Genomic DNA, 20,122 nt, shown 5'->3' with positions numbered 1-20,122 from the left:
AGTCTCTGAAAAATGACTAAATATGCTATAATAAAGTAAATTTCAAAAGGATTTAATGGACTCTATTTTCATAAGAGTAGAGAATATTGCAGGAGGTAAATCATGCTAGGAGCGGTTATTGGAGATATTGTTGGTTCTCGATTTGAGGCGGATAATCATAAAAGCAAAGAGTTTGATTTGTTCACCCAGAATTCTTGCCCGACCGATGATAGTATTATGACTTTGGCGGTTGCTAAAGCCTTATTGGCCAGTAAGGAAGACTGGAGTCAACTGTCAAAAAATGCTGTCCAGTACATGCAGGAAGTCGGCCGTCATTATCCCGATTGTGGTTATGGAGGTCACTTTTTCCATTGGATTTTTTCTGAGGATCCTCAATCCTATGGTAGTTATGGTAATGGCGCCGCTATGCGCATTAGTGCTGTCGGTTTTGCGGCAGATAGCATAGAGCAAGCCAAGTCTTTGTCACAAGCAGTTACAGCAGTGACTCATAATCATCCTGAGGGCATAAAGGGAGCTGAAGCGACGGCTGTAGCAATTTTCTTGGCACGAAATGGTGCTAGTATGGATGAAATCAGGGACCATATTGATAAGAATTACTATCCTATGGACTTTACTCTGGACGACATCAGAGAGGATTACACTTTTGATGTGACTTGTCAGGGCTCTGTTCCCCAGGCCTTAGAGGCCTTTTTTGAGTCTGAAAATTTCGAGGATGCTATCCGAAATGCGATTTCCATCGGAGGAGATAGCGATACTATCGCTGCTATCTGTGGAGGGATCGCTGAAGCTTATTATGGCATTCCTGAAGACATTAGACAAGAAGCGTTGCCTTTTTTAGATGACCGTTTGCTTGAAATCGTAGTTGACTTTGAAAATACCTATCCTCAATGATAACCTTATTTTAGAATTTTATACTAAAGCATACATATAAATTTATGGATGTTTTTTATTTTCTAGAGATAGAAAAAGAGAAGACCAGATGGTCTTCTCTACGGGGGAACTGAAATAATGGGAAAGAATCAATCAAAGATATTTATTAGTCTTTGAAATTCTTTTGGAAAATGAGGAGAGACAAGATAGAAGTAATAGCTGCCAAGAAGAGGAAGGCATTCGCTTCTTGTTCCCCAGTTGCAGGGAGTTGTTTTTCCTTTTCTTGTTTGACTGTAGTTGCAACAGGAGCTTTTTCATCTTTTGCTGGTGAATTGTCTGTTACGACTGGAGCAGGTTTTTCGGTCTCTCTTGGGACAACATACTCAGGAAGGGTCACAACTGGTGGTGCCTCTGTTCCTACTGAGCTTTGTTTAGTACCCACCTCAATCACTCGATCCTGAGCCGGAGTCGTTTCCGTTTGGACAACCTTGCGATTGTCACCGTCTACTTCAACATACTCGACTAGGATACCGTCCTTACCTTCTGATAGAACTTGCTCTTTTCCTTTGTCTAATTGGGCATTTTCGCGACGGATAGTCTTGAACGGTACTGGTTTATTGACAATTTCCAAACTTGGAAGTGTAAAGACAAGATCCTTAACTCCTTCTTCAGGACTTGAAGAAGTAATTGGTTTTTCTGGTTGAGCTGGAGTTTCCGGTTGAGTCGGAGTTTCCGGTTGAGTTGGTTTTTCCGGTTGCGCCGGTTTCTCAGGTTGAGCTGGTTTTTCCGGTTGAATTGGTTTCTCAGGTTGAGCTGGAGTTTCCGGTTGCGCTGGAGTTTCCGGTTGAGTCGGAGTTTCCGGTTGAGTTGGTTTTTCCGGTTGCGCTGGTTTCTCAGGTTGAGCTGGTTTTTCCGGTTGAATTGGTTTTTCCGGTTGCGCTGGAGTTTCCGGTTGAGTCGGAGTTTCCGGTTGAGTCGGAGTTTCCGGTTGCGCCGGTTTTTCCGGTTGCGCTGGTTTTTCCGGTTGAGCAGGAGTTTCCGGACGAGCAGGTTTTTCAGGCTGAGCTGCTTCGAGCTTGCTGATTTGTTCGAGAGCAGTTTCTAGTGCTTTGTTGACTGCTTCCTGAGTCTTAGCTTCTTGGATCGCAGCAATGGCTTGATCTGCAATTTCAACTAATTTCTTCTTAGCTTCGTTGTTAGAACCAAGCTCACCGACTTTCTTCTCGATAGCTTCAGTCAAGCTAGCCATGGCTTTATCATACTCAATTTCCGGTTGTTTTGGTTCAGCTGGTTGTTCAGGTTGGTCAGGTTTAGAAGGTTCTTCAGGCTGTTCAGGTTGATCTGGACTAGGTTCCTCTTGCCCTCTTTGATAGTTCTCGTCCTTGGATAGGATATCTTGTAAGGCACTGACTGTCAACATGACTTCTTGAACATCCACAGCTTCGGTACTGAGTTGGTTTCTCAATTTTTCTAGATTTGCTTGGAAAGCTTGGCGTGCAGTAGCCGTATTTTTCAAACCTGCTGGATCAAAGTTTGACAGATCATCTTTCCATTTAGAGATAGACTGGATGATATCTGCCTTGCTGTAGAGTTCACTACCTTCGCCACGAGTGATGAATTGGTCTACCTGGATACCGATATTTCGAGACAAATCGTTTCGATCAGGATCGAGTTGAAGGGTGACTGCGTGCAAGTTTTCGTCCAGACCTTTTAGGCTAACCAGAGTTTGATTGCCTTGGCGTTGGGCAGCGTGACCGCTAAAGTATTTCTTACCATCAATAGTCGACGCATTTCCCATACCCTCTTGGTAAGGAACTTCTTTGCCGTCGAGGAATACCTTGTAGATACCATGATTTGGATCAACATAGCCCTTGATATCAAGTCCAGTACCGTAGAAGTAAGCTGTTACGGTTGTCTTTTTCTTTTGTTCATCAGTTAAGCGGCCAAAGGAAGCCCAAGACTCCGTCTTTTGGTATTTATCTGCGGAATTGGTTTCATGGTTCCAGCCAGGACTGTAATCCAACTGACTAGCTTGGTCATCATAGCTTGTTTGATCCTTGATCAGCAATTCGGCTTTCATCACTTGGATGGTTGCATCGGTAGCAAAACCGAGCAAGGCACCATCAGAAACAGAAGTGAGCTTGGCTTTAAAGTCAAAGATAGAGTCGGCTTGTTCTGTAAAGTCAATCGTTGGGATGGTAACAGTCTTTTCTGTTTCTCCATCTTCAAAAGTCACATCTTGAGTTGTATCTTGGTAAACTTTACCGTGAACCCCAGTTCCAGGTTCTGTGATGAAGCGAACAGTAGCAGCTCCCTTGCTTCCACCAACACGTTTAATCTTAACAGTGACTGGTTTTCCTTTTTCGACTTCGTAGTTAGTAGACTCGAGTTCAAACATTCCCTTGCTATCATTGTTTAGGGTGTAGATCCCTTCTGTAGCAATTGGTTCGCCTGTTTTGTTCACGAGGGTAATTGTGTGTTGGCCTGGTGCTAAATCACCTGTCTCAAAGACTTTTTGGCTACGTTTACGGCTAGTGTTCTTAGTTTGCACATCCGCAACTTTTTGGCCATCAACGTAGACGGACATTTCTCCATGACCTGGGTCGACTGTAGAGACGACATAGGCCTTGGTTCCTGTGAAGGTATAGCTTACTTTGGCATCTTTTTGATTGGTCCACATAGAAGTGCCACGAACACCTTCAGATTCATTGTACCAAGTTGTACCGGCTGTATCCGCTGTTGTATTTGAGTGGTATTCAAGTCCAAGAGGGTAGCCGTCTGTCTTTTCGATACTACTTGGTGTCTTGTAAACTGAGAAGTTGGTCAAGATTGGAGTTGCTTGAGCACCAGTGATAGTTACACGGATTTTTTGTGCTTCTACAGGTTTACCTTGAATCAAGCGACGGTAACCAACAGTTGAACCTTCCCCGTAAGTCACCCAGCGTCCGTTGATTTCGACTTCAATCTTGAAACCAGAGATACGTTGACCTTTGGCGATATCTTCTTTGAGTTCGACAACGTCAAAGCGTCTCTTTTGTCCTAAATCGACTGTGAAACTACCAGTTGTGGCATCATTTGAGAGCGCCCAGCTAGTATCATCTTTACCGTCAGTCAGGTGACTTTCTTTGTAGAGGTGGTTCTGACGAGTAGAACTTGCTGTTACAGTGGCCCCTTTGGCAAAGTCAGTCGCATACATTTGGTCTAGGGTTGCTTTGAATTCCTTCAAGCGAGCCACATCCGCATCTGCGAATTTTCCTTCTTTGTTTGGTGGAATGTTGAGAAGGAGTGGGGTTCCACGACCAACAGATTTGAAGTAGATATCCATCAACTCTTTGAGTGATTTCGGCTGTTGATTGTCATGGTAGAACCAGCCAGAACGAATCGAAACATCAGCTTCCCCTACAGAGTACATGTCACCATCAGGGTCACCATGGTTGAGGTATTCATTTTTTACATCATCTGTGATGTTGGCTCTCTTGACTTTATGCCAGACAGGGTCACCTGCGATACCACGTTCATTTCCGATCCAGCGAACGCTTGTCGGTTGAGCAGAGAAGATGGCGATATCTCCTTCAGCTTCTTTGATATATTTGAACCATTCATCAAAGGTATAGGTCACTTTTTGGGCACCGCTACCACGCGCACCGTCCATCCAAACCTCGATAAATTTCCCTTTATTTCCGTATTTTGGATTTCCAAGGATTTCTTTCAGTTGGTTGAGATAGTATTGGTTGTATTCCTTTTCGGTTGCGACATGGTATTTTGGATGATTGGCATCCCATGGTGACAAGTAAACACCCATATTCATGTCGTACTTGCTAGCAGACTTGGAAACTTCTTCGAGAAGGTCACCCTTTCCATCTTTCCATGGACTAGCAGCTACGGTATGATCCGTATACTTAGAAGGGTAAGCAACGAAACCGTCGTGGTGTTTAACAACCATAATGGTTCGTTTGAAGCCCGTTTCCTTCAGAGTACGAATCCACTGGTCAGTATCCAAGTTGGTTGGATTGAAGTATCGAGGGTCTTCTTTCCCATTTCCCCATTCAGAATTGGTATAAGTATTCATTCCGTAGTGGATGAAGGCTGCCAATTCTTCCTTGTGGTAATCGAGTTGAGCCTTGCTTGGAAGAGGTCCGTGGTTGCCAATCTCAGTTTCCTTATCTTCTGGATGAGCGGCTGGAGGAGTCGGAGTTGTTGGATTGGCTGTATCAGCGATTGGCTCGTATTCAAAGACGACTTCATTCACCCCTTTTTGCTGGATCCTTGCTTCCAAGCTAGCTTTTACTGGACGGTAGCCAGCAATGTCTTTTGCATGGAAGGTGTTGACAAAGGAAACCTCATACTCTTGGCCTTCATTGTTATCAACTGTCGCCTCAGCTAGTTCAGTAGTGGTTCCTTTTTGACGGTAGTAAACTTTGAAAGAGCCTTTGTTGACTTTATAGACCACTTTGATGACACGGGTACCGGCAGGCGCTTTGCTGACAACATTGTAATCTTCAGTCCAAGTATCTTTTAGTTGTTTATTGACCACTACGCCATCAATGGATACAATTTCGTATTTATCTTTATTCTTCTGATAGAAGTCCGTTTTCTCGATTTCTTTTTTGAAATTGTAGTCAAATGGCGAATCAACAGCTGTCTGTTCGATAAAAGTGTCATTATCTTTGACAGGATTTCCTTCTTCGTCTTCGTGTTGGATAACCACACGACCGTATTCAACTCCCTTGGTCAAGGTAGCAATTCCATCTTGGTCGAAGGAATATTCGTTACTTCCGATAACAGCTGTTTCGTTCCGAAGCATACGCCCCTCATCAGTAAAATAGTAACGATTTCCGTTATCTCCTTGGTACCAGCCTTTCACACCATATTTGGCAATCATGTTCTTAACCCATTTCAGTTGTTCAGGTGAAAGGACGAGTCCGCCACCAAAGCGATCCTTTTCAGGAACACCATTGTCAACGGTTCCGTGTTGGTGAACACCGAGGACTTTTCCTTGGCTATCTACAATCCCACCACCAGACAAACCAGATACAGAAGTGGTTTGGTAGGTGATACCGGTCGTTCCCTTATCATCATAGGACTCAACAGATCGAATAGTCCCATCTGCCTTGTAAAGTTGGCCAGCTAGGATAGGCTGTTTTAACTCTTTTGAGCTCGAGTCTGTTGGGTAGCCAATCGTACTAATGGCTTCTCCTGGTTGATGCGTCTTGTGATCCGCTAAAGGTGCAAAGGTTGCTGCTTTGTTTGGACTAGCAATTGGAAGAGGAATAGGAGCTTCTACAAGAGCAAGGTCGTTTTTATAGCCTTTTCCAAACTCCTTCTTGTTCCAGAAATGGATGTCCTTTTCTCTAAATAAAACCGTAGTTCCAGAAGATGGAAGTGAGTTTTTCTTTTCGCTGTTTGAACCAACGTTATAGTAGAACTGGGCAGATTTTCCACCACGAATGTGACCTTCGCCGGTTTCTTTATTAGCCTCTAGGAAGTTATGTGCAACGGTAAGAATCAAATTAGGTGCAACAAAGATACCAGATCCTGAAACGAGGTAGCGTTGCTCTCCTGCATTGTAAGTGCTGTAAACCATAGTTGCAGCAGTAGCAGGTTGTCCCTCGTAGTTGATGTGTTTGAGGTCTTGGCCTCCGTTAATAATAGCACGGTTTCCATTCTCAGCTTCTTTTGGAGCTTCTTCCTTATCCTTTAGAATGCTCTTAGTTTCTACTTCTGGACTAGCTTTCTTGTCAACGATAGTTGTCGTGTCGAGTTCTTTGACAGGTGTGTCTGGATAGGCACGGTCTTGAATTTCTTCAGGGAGCAAATCAGCACTGCTGGTATCGGCAGCAGGTGTTTCTTGTTTTTCGGTCTCTACTCGGCCTTCTTCTTTAGCTGGTTCAGTCTTGCTTTCCTCTAGATCTGCGACTTGTTCAATTTGCTGGTCTAAATTGGATGTTGCGGTAGGAGACGTTTCGTCTGCACGTACGGTTCCAGAAGCAAAAAATGCCAGTCCGACGATGACAGAGGCTACTCCCACAGTTAACTTCCGAATGCTAAAAGTTTGCCCTTTTTCAAAAAGGTATCGATTCATAATATACTCCTAGTTTTTAGAAAGGCAGTCAGCTACTACCCGAGCCCAAGCTTAACTTGGTTGCATCTATATTTTACGATAAATCAATTCTCTGATAATTTGTAAGCCTCTTACCTCCCTATTTATAAAGCGCTTTCATTTTAAGATAAAAAAATTTAAAAGGTCATTTCTCCCTTAAAATGACTAAAAGTTTTTAATATAACAAATATACTAAATTAATGAAAGAAATGCAATAGCAAAAAAGCAAAAAATAAATATAAATTAAAGAAAATCAGTTACTTTTTAAAGAAAAAACGCATCCTTTCAGGGCTCAAACTAAATGAAAGGATGCATTATAAAAAGAAACTAGAGTAATTTTTGGATGGATTCTTGGATGGTTTTGGGGTCTGTTTTGGAAGAGAAGCGCTCAAAAACTTGCCCATCTCGGCCAATGAGAAACTTAGCAAAATTCCATTCGATTCGTTTTCCTAGCGGGCCAGATTTCTGGTCTTTTAGCCAAACATAAAGAGGATCTGCTTCCTTGCCGTTGACCTTGATCTTGGCAAAGCGAGGAAAAGTTGTCTGATAGTGTAGGCTGCAGAAACTATTAATCTCCTCTGCGCTACCGGGCGCTTGTCCCATGAACTGATTGCAAGGGAAATCTAGGATTTCAAAGCCCTGATCTTGATAGCGGTCATAGAGTTCTTGAAGCCCCTGGTACTGGGGCGTTAACCCACATCCAGTAGCAGTGTTGACAATCAAGAGAACCTTGCCACGATAGCTCTCCAGAGGAGTTGCTTGGTTATTTTGGTTTAAAACGGAAAAATCATATATACTGGTCATTTTTCTATATTCTCCTTATGCATTCCTGATTCAGAGTGTTTCACCTCGTGTTCCGATAAAAAGGCGTAGGTCATGGTTCCAAAGATTGCTCCAGTCCCAAGGCCACATACTAGCAAAGGTAGCAATCTTTCAATTTGGAAGAGATTTTCCCAAAAGGTGTCAAGGGGGAGATGTTGAACAAAGAGTTTATGAAAGACTAGTAAGAGGAAGAGACCAAGCTGAATGCTGAGAAATACACCCCAACTACGAACTTTAATTTGGCTTTTGCTGTAGCTTTTGTGATGGATTTCGGACGGGTCATCCTTGTCCAAATGTAAGTCGCGAACTGCTAGTCTCGCCCTAGATGAGAGGACGAAGATGAATCCAAAATAGAGGTAGGGCATGGCATCTCGCACCAACTCTATGAAGCGTCCAAATAGGAGATAGAACAAGAAGAGTAGGAGGGAGGAGTAAACGATTTGGATCAAGGAACGCGCACAAGCTCTGTAGATTATCTCTTGGCGGCATTCATCAAAGGGGCCTTGTATGTGAAAGAATAATTTGAGTAAGCGAGTGGTGAAATCTTCTTTTTTCATGGGAGTAACCTCCTAAATGAGCGATTTTTGATTGACTTCTTTAAAGAGTTGATAGAGAGTATAGAAGTAAACCAAACTAAAAATGATACAGATTATTAGAAATACCAGGTATCTCCAATCCATAGGATTTGTTAAAAGTTGTGGAAAGGATACGAGGATAAAACAGAGAGATGCGTTTAGAAGACGTATTTTTTTTGATTGGATTTTCTGGAATCTCTGTCCCTTGTTCAATACAGGAAGGAATAAAAGAAAGATAATCAAGAAAGGATGCTCAATATGTCCAGAAAGTAGGAAAAAGGTAACAAAGATACTGATAAAAACATGACTGATCAGTAGTCTAGCTAGTGATTTCATAAGGCACCTCCTAGTCGTCTTCTCGATCTTTCTTGGCTTTTCGAATGCGAAGAGAGACGATAATTTGTATGGTCAATCCGAAGAAGAAGGTAGCTAGGATAGTTGATACAAAATGTCCTGTATTTAAAAGAGAACCAAGATAATCCTTGCTATCATCGGTTAGGACATTCAGAAGCGGTATTCCAAAGAACATGCCCATGCCATAGATCAGACCGGCTTTTAGACCAGGGTAATGTAGTTGCTTACTTTCTTTCTCAGTTAGCATATCTAGATCAATAGCTGTGATGCCTGTTTTTTTGGTTTGGGAGACCACATAGAGGGCAGCCATCATCGAAATGCCGAATATCACAATAGGATAGCCAATAGCGACAATTTGCGGGTATTTGTAAGCAAGGACAAAGGGAATAAGATTGCCTAAAGTCATGAGGTAAAAGAGAATCACAAAGATTTTATTTCCGATGCGGTCAGCCTCGCGCCGTTTGTGTTCGTCAAGGGGACCAGAAATACCGTATATGCGTTTGATCAGTTTTTCAGTGAGAGTTTCTTTTTTCATTTGTTTGCTCCTTTTTTAAAAATCGTCTTCCCAAAAGAGACTGTTAAGGTCGGTTTGGAGGCTGCGAGCGAGATTGAGACAGAGTTCCAGGGTTGGATTGTACTTGTCGTTTTCAATCATGTTGATGGTCTGTCTCGAGACACCGATATCTTTGGCGAGCTCGAGCTGGGAAATGCCCAGTTCCTTGCGGAATTCTTTGACACGATTCATAGGGTCTCCTTTCTGATATGTCGTATATATTTGACTATAGTATATTCTTTTGGAGATGGGATGTCAAGTATATATGACATATTTTTGAGAATTTTTTTCGAAGAAACTTAGCCTTGTCTGACAAGTGCAAGCTGGTCAGATTTGTGGTAAAATAGATAGGATATGACAAAAGAATTTCATCATGTAACGGTCTTGCTTCATGAAACGATTGATATGCTGGACGTGAAACCTGACGGTATCTACGTTGATGCGACTTTGGGTGGAGCAGGCCATAGCGAATATTTATTAAGTAAATTGAGCGAAAAAGGGCATCTCTATGCCTTTGACCAGGACCAGAATGCTATTGACAATGCGCAAAAACGGTTGGCACCCTATATCGAAAAGGGGATGGTAACCTTTATCAAGGATAACTTCCGTCATTTGCAGGCACGTTTACAGGAGGCTGGTGTCCAGGAAATTGATGGAATTTGTTATGACTTGGGAGTGTCCAGTCCTCAGCTGGATCAGCGTGAGCGTGGTTTTTCTTATAAAAAAGATGCCCCACTGGATATGCGCATGAATCAGGAAGCTAGTCTGACGGCCTATGAAGTTGTCAATCATTATGACTATCATGACTTGGTTCGGATCTTTTTCAAGTATGGTGAGGATAAATTTTCTAAACAGATTGCCCGCAAGATTGAGCAGGCGCGTGAGGTGAAACCAATCGAGACGACGACTGAGTTGGCAGAGATTATCAAGTCTGCCAAACCTGCCAAGGAACTCAAGAAAAAGGGGCACCCTGCCAAGCAGATTTTCCAGGCTATCCGAATCGAAGTCAATGATGAGCTGGGTGCGGCAGATGAATCCATCCAGCAGGCCATGGACATGCTGGCTCTGGATGGTAGAATCTCAGTCATTACCTTCCATTCGCTGGAAGACCGCTTGACCAAGCAGTTGTTTAAGGAGGCTTCAACAGTGGAAGTTCCCAAAGGCTTGCCCTTCATTCCAGATGATCTTAAGCCTAAGATGGAATTGGTATCCCGTAAGCCAATCTTGCCAAGTGCCGAAGAGCTAGAAGCCAACAACCGTTCGCATTCAGCCAAGTTGCGCGTGGCCAGAAAAATTCACAAGTAAGAGGAAAAACATGGCAGAAAGAATCGAAAAAACAAGCCAGTTATTGCAATCGAAGTTTAAGGGTTTTTCACGTGTGGAAAAGGCCTTCTATGTTTCGATTGCTGCAACAATGATTATCCTGGCAATTAGCGTTGTGTTTATGCAGACCAAGCTATTACAAGTTCAGAATGAATTGACCAAGGTCAATGCTCAAATCGAAGAAAAGAAAACCGAGCTAGACGATGCCAAGCAAGAGGTCAATGAATTGATTCGTTCAGAGCGTTTGAAAGAAATTGCAAACTCCAAGGATTTGCAGCTGAATAATGAAAATATCCGAGCGGCGGAGTAAGATATGAAACAGTGGAAAGAAAAAATCATCCGTTATGCCGTTCGTAATCGCAAATCTCCAGAAGAAAACCGCCGAAGAGTAGGAAAAAGCCTGAGTTTATTGGCAGTCATACTCTTCGCTGTCTTTTTGGTCAACTTTGCGGTTATTATCGGAACGGGTAGTAAATTTGGTAAGGATTTGGTACAAGAGGCCAAAAAGGTTCACCAAACAACCAAGACGATTCCTGCAAAACGTGGAACCATTTATGATCGAAATGGAACACCTATTGCAGAGGATGCGACTTCTTATAATATATATGCCGTTATTGACAAGACCTACAAGTCAGCAACAGGCAAAGTTCTCTATGTAGAGGATTCTCAATTTAATAAGGTAGCTGAAATTTTCCATAAGTATCTGGATATGGAGGAGTCTTATGTCAAAGAACAACTTTCTCAACCAGATCTGAAACAGGTATCTTTTGGAGCTAAGGGAAATGGGATCACCTATGCCAATATGATGGCCATTAAAAATGACCTTAAAACAGCTGGCGTTGAGGGGGTTGACTTTACAACTAGCCCTAACCGCAGTTATCCCAATGGACAGTTTGCTTCTTCCTTTATCGGTTTAGCGCAGCTCCATGAAAATGAGGATGGGACCAAAAGGTTGATTGGGACATCTGGATTGGAGAGTTCCTTAAATAGCATTCTTGCAGGTACAGATGGGATTATCACCTATGAGAAGGATCGTTTGGGAAATATTGTTCCGGGTACAGATCAAGCTTCCCAACAAATCGTAGATGGAAAGGATGTTTACACAACCCTTTCTAGTCCCTTGCAATCCTTTATGGAAACTCAGATGGATGCCTTTCAGGAAAAGGTAAAAGGCAAGTATATGACGGCTACCTTGGTCAGCGCTAAAACAGGGGAAATCCTGGCTACGACCCAACGTCCGACCTTCAATGCCGATACCAAGGATGGTATTACGAAAGACTTTGTCTGGCGAGATATTCTTTATCAAAGTAACTACGAGCCAGGATCAACTATGAAGGTGATGATGTTGGCTTCAGCTATTGATAACAATACCTTCTCTGGTGGCGAATACTTTAACAGTAGTGAATTGAAAATAGCTGATGCGACCATTCGAGACTGGGACGTCAATGCAGGGTTGACTAGTGGTGGCACCATGACCTTCTCCCAAGGTTTTGCCCACTCAAGTAATATCGGAATGACCTTGCTTGAGCAAAAGATGGGAGATGCAACCTGGCTGGACTACCTCAACCGTTTTAAGTTTGGGGTACCGACCCGTTTTGGTTTGACAGATGAGTACACAGGTCAATTGCCTGCTGATAACATTGTCAATATTGCCATGAGCTCATTTGGACAAGGGATCTCTGTTACCCAGACCCAGATGCTTCGTGCCTTTACAGCCATTGCCAATGATGGGGTTATGTTGGAGCCGAAATTTATCAGTGCCCTCTATGATCCAAATGACCAGTCTGTCCGTAAGTCTCAAAAGGAAATCGTCGGAAATCCTGTGTCAAAAGAGGCAGCATCTTCTACTCGAGACCACATGGTCATGGTTGGAACAGATCCTGTCTACGGTATCATGTACAACCATAGCACAGGAAAAGCAACTGTCAATGTTCCAGGTCAGAATGTCGCCCTGAAATCAGGGACTGCTCAGATTGCCGATGAGAAGAATGGGGGTTACCTAACAGGTGAAACTAACTATATCTTCTCTGTTGTGTCGATGCATCCTGCAGAAAATCCTGACTTTATCCTCTATGTGACGGTACAACAGCCAGAGCATTATTCAGGCGTTCAGCTGGGAGAGTTCGCCAACCCAATCCTTGAGCGAGCTTCTGCTATGAAAGAATCCCTCAATCTTCAGTCAACTGCCAAAAGCTTGGATCAGGTCAGCAAGACGACAAGCTATGCTATGCCAGCTACCAAGGACTTTACCCCAGGTGATTTAGCAGAAGAATTGCGCCGAAATCTGATCCAACCAATTGTTATCGGAACAGGAACCAAGATTAAGGATCTCTCTGTTTCTGAAGGAGATAATTTGGAAGCCAATCAGCAGATCTTGATCCTGTCTGATAAGGTCGAAGAAATGCCTGATATGTATGGCTGGACAGATGAAAATGTGCAAACATTTGCCAAATGGCTGAATATAGAAGTCGAGTGGGAAGGTAGCGGTAAAACGGTCAAGAAACAAAGTGTCCGTGCCAATACTGCCCTCAAAGACCTTAAAAAAATGAAAGTAACATTAGGAGATTAAGATGATTAGTTCCATTAGTGCTGGAATTCTGGCCTTTCTATTGACCTTGATAGGTATTCCAGCCTTTATCCGATTTTATCGAAAAGCACAGATTACGGGACAGCAGATGCACGAGGATGTCAAGCAACACCAAGCTAAAGCTGGGACTCCAACCATGGGAGGTCTTGTCTTCCTTATCGTTGCAGTAGTCGTGAGCTTTCTGGTTGCTCTCTTTACCCAACAATTGACCAACAATGTCGGCATGATTTTGTTTATCTTGGTTTTGTATGGTTTGGTAGGTTTTTTGGATGATTTCCTCAAGGTCTTTCGTAAGATCAACGAAGGTTTGAATCCTAAGCAAAAGCTTGCTCTCCAACTCCTTGGAGGAGTGATTTTCTACCTCTTTTATGAGCGTGGTGGCGATATGCTTTCAGTTTTTGGCTACCAAGTTCATTTGGGAATTTTCTATATCTTCTTTGCCCTTTTCTGGCTAGTTGGTTTTTCAAATGCGGTGAATCTGACGGATGGGATTGACGGCTTAGCGAGTATTTCCGTGGTGATTAGCTTATCGGCCTACGGTGTGATTGCTTATATGCAAAATCAACTGGATATTCTTCTTGTGATTCTTGCCATGATTGGTGGTTTGCTAGGCTTCTTCGTCTTTAACCACAAACCTGCCAAGGTCTTTATGGGAGATGTGGGAAGTTTGGCTCTTGGTGGAATGCTGGCAGCAATTTCTATGGCTCTCCACCAAGAATGGACCCTTTTGTTGATTGGGATTATCTATGTCTTTGAGACAAGCTCTGTTATGATGCAGGTCACCTACTTCAAACTTAGTGGTGGGAAGCGTATTTTCCGTATGACACCTGTCCACCACCATTTTGAACTTGGAGGATTCTCAGGCAAGGGCAATCCTTGGAGCGAGTGGAAAGTTGACTTCTTCTTTTGGGGAGTTGGACTTCTAGCAAGTCTCTTGACCTTAGCTGTTTTATACCTGCTGTAATAATAATCTTTGATTCAAAAATAAAACAGGATGAAGTTGTTCTTCATCCTGTTTTTGTGCTTAAAGGTTAGTTGGAGTCATCCTTTCTCCCTTTTAACATAAAAGTGGCTGTGAGGGCTAGGCTGAGTCCTGCTAAGAAGAGGAGTGGGTTGGACGCTTCTCCTGTTTCTGGAAGTTGTTCTTTAGAAGAATGATTTCCAGCTTTCGCAAGACTAGGACTAGCTGAAAGCTGTTCAGCCTCGTGTGCCAAAGTTTCTGCATCTGAAGCACTTGGCTTTTCATCTGTACTAGGGGTTGTTCCAGCAGCTTGATAGACGATAGCATAGGTACTGAAATGACTAGTGATGAATTCTGCCTTTCCTTCTCGAACGTCGAAATCAAGGGCTTGCAATTCCTTGGTCGGAGTAATATAGTAGACCTTTTCTACGTTAGCTGAAATAGGCAAGCGAACCAAGACAGAGCCTTTTGGTTGCAAGCTATGATCTGTTGGATTTTTAAGTTGTAGGTCGTAAGCATCATAGGTCTTGCCAAAGAGTTCCTGAGCTAGGACACGTCGGCTAGAGATGTGAGAAATTCCTTCTAAGTCACTGACTCCACCAATAATTTCCACTCCAGTTTCTTTATCTTTTAAGACTCGAACTGGATAATCAGGAAGGGTAAGGGTTGGAGCAGCCTGTTCCCCACTAGTTCCGATAGGCTCGGTGTACTCAGGTTTTTCAACAGTAGGAGCTTCCTCTTGACCTGCAGTTCCGATAGGCTCGGTGTATTCAGGAATTGTCACTGTAGGCGGTTCCTCTTGACCTGCAGTCCCGATAGGCTCGGTGTATTCAGGAATTTCAACTGTTGGAGCTTCTTGTTCTCCCGTAGTTCCGATAGGCTCGGTGTATTCAGGAATTTCAACTGTTGGAGCTTCTTGTTCTCCCGGAGTTCCGATAGGATCAGTATATTCAGGCTTTTCAACTGTAGGTGGCTCTTCTTGTCCTGCAGTTCCGATAGGATCAGTATATTCCGGAATGTCAACAGTAGGAGCTGGTTCGTCCCCCTTGCTTGTAGTTGGCTGCTTCTCGTCAACCTTCTTCTCATCTTTTTTAGTAAAGACAGCTACGACAGGACTACTTGTGGTAGTTCCTTGAATGGCATAAGCTTCGATCGCTTTTCCAGTTTGTCGATCAGTAGCCTCAGGGATTGGAATTTGAACTTGATTGTCTTGGATAGATAGCACGGTCTGATCCCCACTTGTAACCAGATGCGTTTGGTCCACTTTGTGCAATACTAGAGGATCTTTGACACCTGGGAAGGTTACAGCGATGGCTTCCCAGTCTCCAGATGGTAGGGTTAAGGAAATTTCTTTGTCGTTTTCCTTAAGAGGAGCGATACTTGGGCTATCTAAACCGACAGCTGGGGCTTTGATGATGTCAAAAGAGTCCAGAGAAATTTTCTTGCGACCTTCTGGTGAATCTGGATCAACACGTAATGTCAGGGTGTGCGGACCGTCAGTGAGATTTGTAAATTCGCCAATAAAGGCTCTTTTTTCAGTTGCGCCTGACGTATAGAAATCCAAAGCAGGCATTTCTTTTCCATCCAGTGTCACAAGCGCTTTACCTAACTCGGTAGTTTTCAAGCCATAGATACGAATACCTGTACCAGTAAAGGAAATAGTTGCCTGAGCTTCTGAAGCTGCACTAGAGTCGCTGTTGTTGATATCAGCGTATTTTTCCGTACCTCCGTAGAGTTCAGGGTCAGACCAGTCCTTAAACTGGGAACCATACTGGATGCGCGAATCGCGGTCATCCATTTTTTCAATCGTACTTCCTTTTCCAGATAGGACCTTGAAGTAGTCTAAGGAAATTTTCGAGCGTTCACTTCCACGTCCCTTGTGCTCACGTTTAACGCTAAGAGTCAATGTATGAGGTCCTTCTGACAATCCTGTGAAGCGGCCGATGAGGCTACCTTTTTCAGTTGCCCCAGCAGTGTGGAAATCAAGTTCGCCGACCTCTTTGCCATCAATTTTAGCAGTAGCAAGACCTAGCTCAGACGATTTTAGTCCATAGATTTCGATACCAACACCATTGAAAGGAATGGTTGCAGTGATATCTTCATCTGTGTAGTCACCTTTTGAAAGGTCAGCAAATTTTTCTGTTCCTCCAAACAATTCTGAGTCTGCCCAGTTTCCAAAGGCGGCTCCGTATTGGATACGACCGTCCCGATCATCCATCAATTCACTAGGAGTTTCTACAGTGACCTGTTCAGATACTTGGGTAGGAACTTCGCCCAGCATGGCCTTGACAGTATAGGTGTAGGCATGTTGAGGATCTAGTGAGCGGTCGACAAAGTGGGTTTGATTGGTTACAAATTCTCTAGTTGCAGAGGTTTGTCCAGATTCATCTTTTACTTGTCTTTGGATGACATAGTGGGTAGCACCTTCTACTTGGTTGAAGGTGAGTTCGGCAGTGACTCCATTTTGTCGAACTGCTGTCAGACTGGTTACACGACCAGGGAAATGTTCAAAGGAAACGACATCACCTTTTTGTGTTGCCAGTTGGATGCGGCCATCTTTTAGGACAGTTGCCTTGACTGCTTTGCCATTGACCTTGATTTGGCTGGCTTCGATATTTGGATAGTCTACAACCAAGTCTCCGCCGACATTTGACAGGAAGGACAAGCTTTGAAGGTTTTTATCTTTCCACTTCATGCTGACTTCAAAGTTACCACGGGCAATCAAGCCAGAAACTTGACCGTCTTTCCAAGCATCTGGAAGGGCTGGCAATGGCGCAATATAGCCAGTATGAGATTGGAGGAGCATTTCTGCCATCCCACTAGTTGCTCCAAAGTTTCCGTCGATTTGGAAAGGCGCGTGAGTATCCCAAAGGTTTTCTAGGGTGGAGTATTTTAGCTGTTCAGCGAGTAAGCGATGGGCACGGTTACCGTCCAAGAGACGAGCCCAGAGGTTGATTTTATTGGCCTTAGACCAACCAGTACCACCATCTCCACGGTGGTTGAGGGTAGCACGCGCAGCTTCTAGGTATTCAGCCTGATCCTTGCTAAAGAGCGTACCTGGGAAGAGACCAACTAGATGGGAAACGTGACGGTGGTTGTTTTCAATCCCTTCGTTGGTGAATTGTGGGCTGTCTTCTTCGTACCATTCCTTGATACGTCCCTCATTGTTGATATGAAGTGGTTTTAGTTTGTCAAATTTAGCCTTGACCTCTGTGACTAAGTCTTGGTCGACATTCAGATGATTGGCGACTTCCATGTAGTCGTGGAATAGTTGCCAGACTAGCGATTGGTCAAAGGTGTTTCCGATGGTAATGGTCCCGTGTTCTGGTGAGTAGGATGGAGAAGACACCCAACGGTCACTGGCCTTGTCATAGTGCAAGAAGGAGTTCCAGAACTTAGCTGTTTCCTTCAACATTGGATAAATCTTTTCTTTGAGATAGGTCTCATCCTTGGTAAATTTATAATAGTCATAGACGTTCTGCATCATCCAAGAATTAGCAGCTGGCGACCAACCCCAATAGTAATTCCAACCAGGAGTAGTCCAGCCAAATGGAGTTGCTTGAGTGTGGACCAGCCAACCATTTTCTTGTCCGTCTTTGGATTCGATACCTGCGTATTCCTTAGCAGCGATACGACCATAATAGCGCATGTCATCAATGTAATTGATCATTGGCTTGGCAGTTTCAGCAAGGTTGCTCATGTAGGCTGGCCAATAGTTCATTTGCAAATTGACATTGAGGTGGTAGTCAGCATTCCAAGGTGGATTGTCTACAGCATTCCAGACTCCTTGGAGGTTGGCAGGAAGGGCATCTGTCCGATCACGAGACGAACTGATCAATAAATAACGTCCGTATTGGAAGAAGAGTTCTTCCAGTTTTTGTCCTTTGCTAGGGTTATAGCTTTGAAGGGCCTCTTTTGTCGTTTGAGCAGTCTTGCTTCCACCTAGGTTTAGTTTAACGCGGTTAAAGAGACTTTGATAGTCCTTGATATGGGCCTTTTTAAGTGTTTCGTAGTCTTTGGCCTTAGCTGCTTCGACAATACCTTTAACTGTTTTTTCGAGGTCAATGTCTTTTCGATAGTTGGTTTTAGGATTTTGAGCAAAGTTAGTCTTGGCACTGAGATAGAGGGTTGCATAACTTGCGCCTGTAACGGTCAGAGTTTCGTCCTGAACAGTCACCTTTCCGTCCGTTTTAATTCCTAGATAGGATGCAAATTTGAGACCGTTATCTTTGACAGTTCCCTTTAGAAGGATTCCATGTTCATCTGTAGTAACATGTCCGTTCTTATAGTTGGAATATTCCCAAGAGTAGTCACCATTAGCAAGCAAGTCCTCTGTCAAGCTGTTCCAAAGGGTAAAGTCAAGCGTCTTGTTTCCTTTTTTAGTCAAGTGGGTCACAGTGACATCATCAGGATAGCTGGAGAAGGTTTCGCGTTTGAAGGTCGTCCTATCTTGGGTGTAAGAAGTGGTCGTAGTAGCCTCTGTGATATCCAAACCACGGTGATAATCTGTTACAGTATCCAGACCCTTTTTCTGGTTATTGAAGACCATAAAGATATCACCAAAAGATAAGTAACGGCCATACTGAGCATTGTTTGGTCCGACTAGATTTTGTTCAGCCAGTTGTTTGGCTTTTTGGCGATCTCCATCTTCGAGAGCTTTACGAATCTCCGCCAAGACCTTGTAGCGATCCTTGTAGTTCCCTCCGTTATAGTCGGTGCTATCGGGTTGTGGTCCTCCTGACCAGAGGGTCTTTTCGTTGTACTGGATTCTCTCTTCCCCAATGAGTCCGAAAACCTTGGCTCCCATTTCTCCATTTCCGACAGGAAGGGCTTGTTTTTCCCATCCATCATAGGAGGGAGCCGTTGGTTGATCGTAGTTGAGTTGATAGTTTTCTTGCTTTGTCACCGGCTGATCTGCTTTTTCAGGTTCCTTATTTTCTTTGGCTTCAACAATGGCTTCTTCACTAGCTTGACTATTTGTCTTTTGAGTCTCGTTAGCTGGCTTGCTTTCGGAAACTACTGGACTTTCGGCTAGAGACGGATTTGTAGTTTCAGTCGCTTCAGCTGCTTTGGGTTCACTATCAGGCTTAGTGATAGCTTCGACAGAGGTTGGTTCAGTTTGCTTGACCTCAACACTGTCTGCAGCTACAGTATGGTTGACTAGAAAAATAGCCCCCAGCAAAACAGAAGCAGTCCCAACCGTCAGCTTGCGGATGCTATAGCGACAGGATTTCTCCCAAAAGTGTTTTTTCATAAAACCCTCCTTTGTTTATTCGAAACCGCTTACATTTTATGAAGCAGTCCCGTTTAATTTGTTTCTATTTATCTCCTCACTTCCCATTCTAATGGTCGTTTAGCATTTGTCAAGAGCTTTTTGGTGAAAAACATATTTGATATTGCTTTTTCTTAAAATAGTAGAAGAAAGAGAGGAAAGGGTGGAATTATTCGTAATTTCATAGTTCAATCTGATTGTAAGACTAGCTTAGAATTGGCTTAACCCTCTCTTGAAAGCGTAAAACAAACTAGTCAGGAAAGTCACTTTATGGTATAATATAGAAGACCCAAAAAGAAACAGGAGAAAAAGAATGGATTTACTTTTAGCAATTATCTTGATTGTGCTAGCTTTTCTAGGAGGAGCTCTTGGAGGGATGTACTTGGTTCGTAAGCAAATCGAAAAAGAATTTGCGGACAACCCACGCTTGAACGCTGAGGCAGTTCGTGCTCTTTTGAGTGCAAATGGTCAAAAACCAAGCGAAGCCAAGGTACAACAAGTTTACCACCAAATTATCCGCCAACAAAAAGCAGCTCTTGCTAACAATAAAAAGAAATAAATAGGAAAAGTCTGGGATGAAAGTTCCAGACTTCTCACTATGTTCAATAGTTCTCAAGGATAAGACTTTTTCCTTGCATTCTATTGATATTTGATTATGATTAAAAGAGAGGCAGTTGCCATTCTATCAACCCGTCTATCCGTTCA

At 43.4% G+C, this 20,122-nt stretch carries 13 protein-coding genes; 6 read left to right on the top strand and 7 right to left on the bottom strand.

Annotated features, from left to right (window positions below; translation table 11 throughout):
- Window positions 1–102: 102 nt before the first annotated feature.
- Window positions 103–891 carry an ADP-ribosylglycohydrolase family protein gene (locus ACVC7S_RS06935; protein WP_447266638.1) on the top strand — a complete coding sequence of 263 codons (789 nt, stop codon included), beginning with the start codon at window positions 103–105 and terminating at the stop codon, window positions 889–891.
- Between the two features lie 145 nt (window positions 892–1,036).
- Here ACVC7S_RS06935 and ACVC7S_RS06930 read toward each other — a convergent pair whose 3' ends face one another.
- The 6 genes from ACVC7S_RS06930 to ACVC7S_RS06905 form a co-directional block, all read right to left on the bottom strand.
- Entirely contained in the window at window positions 1,037–6,952 is a 5,916-nt protein-coding gene (locus tag ACVC7S_RS06930; RefSeq protein ID WP_447266637.1) for an alpha-L-fucosidase, read from the bottom strand.
- A gap of 345 nt (window positions 6,953–7,297) precedes the next feature.
- Entirely contained in the window at window positions 7,298–7,774 is a 477-nt protein-coding gene (locus ACVC7S_RS06925) for a glutathione peroxidase (RefSeq protein WP_447266636.1), read from the bottom strand.
- Window positions 7,771–8,349 (bottom strand): DUF3278 domain-containing protein, encoded by a 579-nt coding sequence (locus tag ACVC7S_RS06920; RefSeq protein ID WP_447266635.1) that lies wholly within the window; start codon window positions 8,347–8,349, stop codon window positions 7,771–7,773. Before ACVC7S_RS06920 ends, ACVC7S_RS06925 begins: the two co-directional genes overlap by 4 nt.
- A gap of 12 nt (window positions 8,350–8,361) precedes the next feature.
- On the bottom strand, window positions 8,362–8,703 hold the full coding sequence (locus ACVC7S_RS06915; protein ID WP_000838131.1) for a hypothetical protein: 342 nt from the start codon (window positions 8,701–8,703) through the stop codon (window positions 8,362–8,364).
- 10 nt (window positions 8,704–8,713) lie between these two features.
- Window positions 8,714–9,256, bottom strand: a complete 543-nt coding sequence (locus tag ACVC7S_RS06910) for a DUF3278 domain-containing protein (protein ID WP_447266634.1) — start codon at window positions 9,254–9,256, stop codon at window positions 8,714–8,716.
- Window positions 9,257–9,271: 15 nt separating this feature from the next.
- The gene (locus ACVC7S_RS06905; protein WP_001082470.1) at window positions 9,272–9,466 is read right to left on the bottom strand and encodes a helix-turn-helix transcriptional regulator; all 195 of its coding nucleotides are present in this window, start codon (window positions 9,464–9,466) and stop codon (window positions 9,272–9,274) included.
- Between the two features lie 162 nt (window positions 9,467–9,628).
- Here ACVC7S_RS06905 and rsmH point away from each other — a divergent pair, with 162 nt between their 5' ends.
- Genes rsmH through mraY form a run of 4 tightly spaced genes read left to right on the top strand, consistent with a single transcriptional unit; the run spans window position 9,629 to window position 14,148 of the window.
- On the top strand, window positions 9,629–10,579 hold the full coding sequence (gene rsmH, locus ACVC7S_RS06900) for a 16S rRNA (cytosine(1402)-N(4))-methyltransferase RsmH (RefSeq protein WP_000159388.1): 951 nt from the start codon (window positions 9,629–9,631) through the stop codon (window positions 10,577–10,579).
- Between the two features lie 10 nt (window positions 10,580–10,589).
- Window positions 10,590–10,907, top strand: a complete 318-nt coding sequence (gene ftsL, locus ACVC7S_RS06895) for a cell division protein FtsL (protein WP_049538152.1) — start codon at window positions 10,590–10,592, stop codon at window positions 10,905–10,907.
- Between the two features lie 3 nt (window positions 10,908–10,910).
- Complete coding sequence (pbp2x, locus tag ACVC7S_RS06890; protein WP_447266633.1) at window positions 10,911–13,166, top strand: penicillin-binding protein PBP2X; 2,256 nt, start codon at window positions 10,911–10,913, stop codon at window positions 13,164–13,166.
- Window position 13,167: 1 nt separating this feature from the next.
- Window positions 13,168–14,148 (top strand): phospho-N-acetylmuramoyl-pentapeptide-transferase, encoded by a 981-nt coding sequence (gene mraY, locus ACVC7S_RS06885; RefSeq protein ID WP_084880148.1) that lies wholly within the window; start codon window positions 13,168–13,170, stop codon window positions 14,146–14,148.
- A gap of 67 nt (window positions 14,149–14,215) precedes the next feature.
- On the opposite strand, the gene ACVC7S_RS06880 is transcribed toward mraY, so the two are convergent.
- On the bottom strand, window positions 14,216–19,399 hold the full coding sequence (locus tag ACVC7S_RS06880; RefSeq protein WP_447266632.1) for an SIALI-17 repeat-containing surface protein: 5,184 nt from the start codon (window positions 19,397–19,399) through the stop codon (window positions 14,216–14,218).
- Between the two features lie 331 nt (window positions 19,400–19,730).
- Here ACVC7S_RS06880 and ACVC7S_RS06875 point away from each other — a divergent pair, with 331 nt between their 5' ends.
- Entirely contained in the window at window positions 19,731–19,976 is a 246-nt protein-coding gene (locus ACVC7S_RS06875) for a YneF family protein (protein ID WP_000364980.1), read from the top strand.
- Window positions 19,977–20,122: the final 146 nt, after the last annotated feature.

This window comes from Streptococcus sp. Z556, from assembly GCF_053010225.1.
This window is presented reverse-complemented; position numbering and strand designations above follow the sequence as displayed.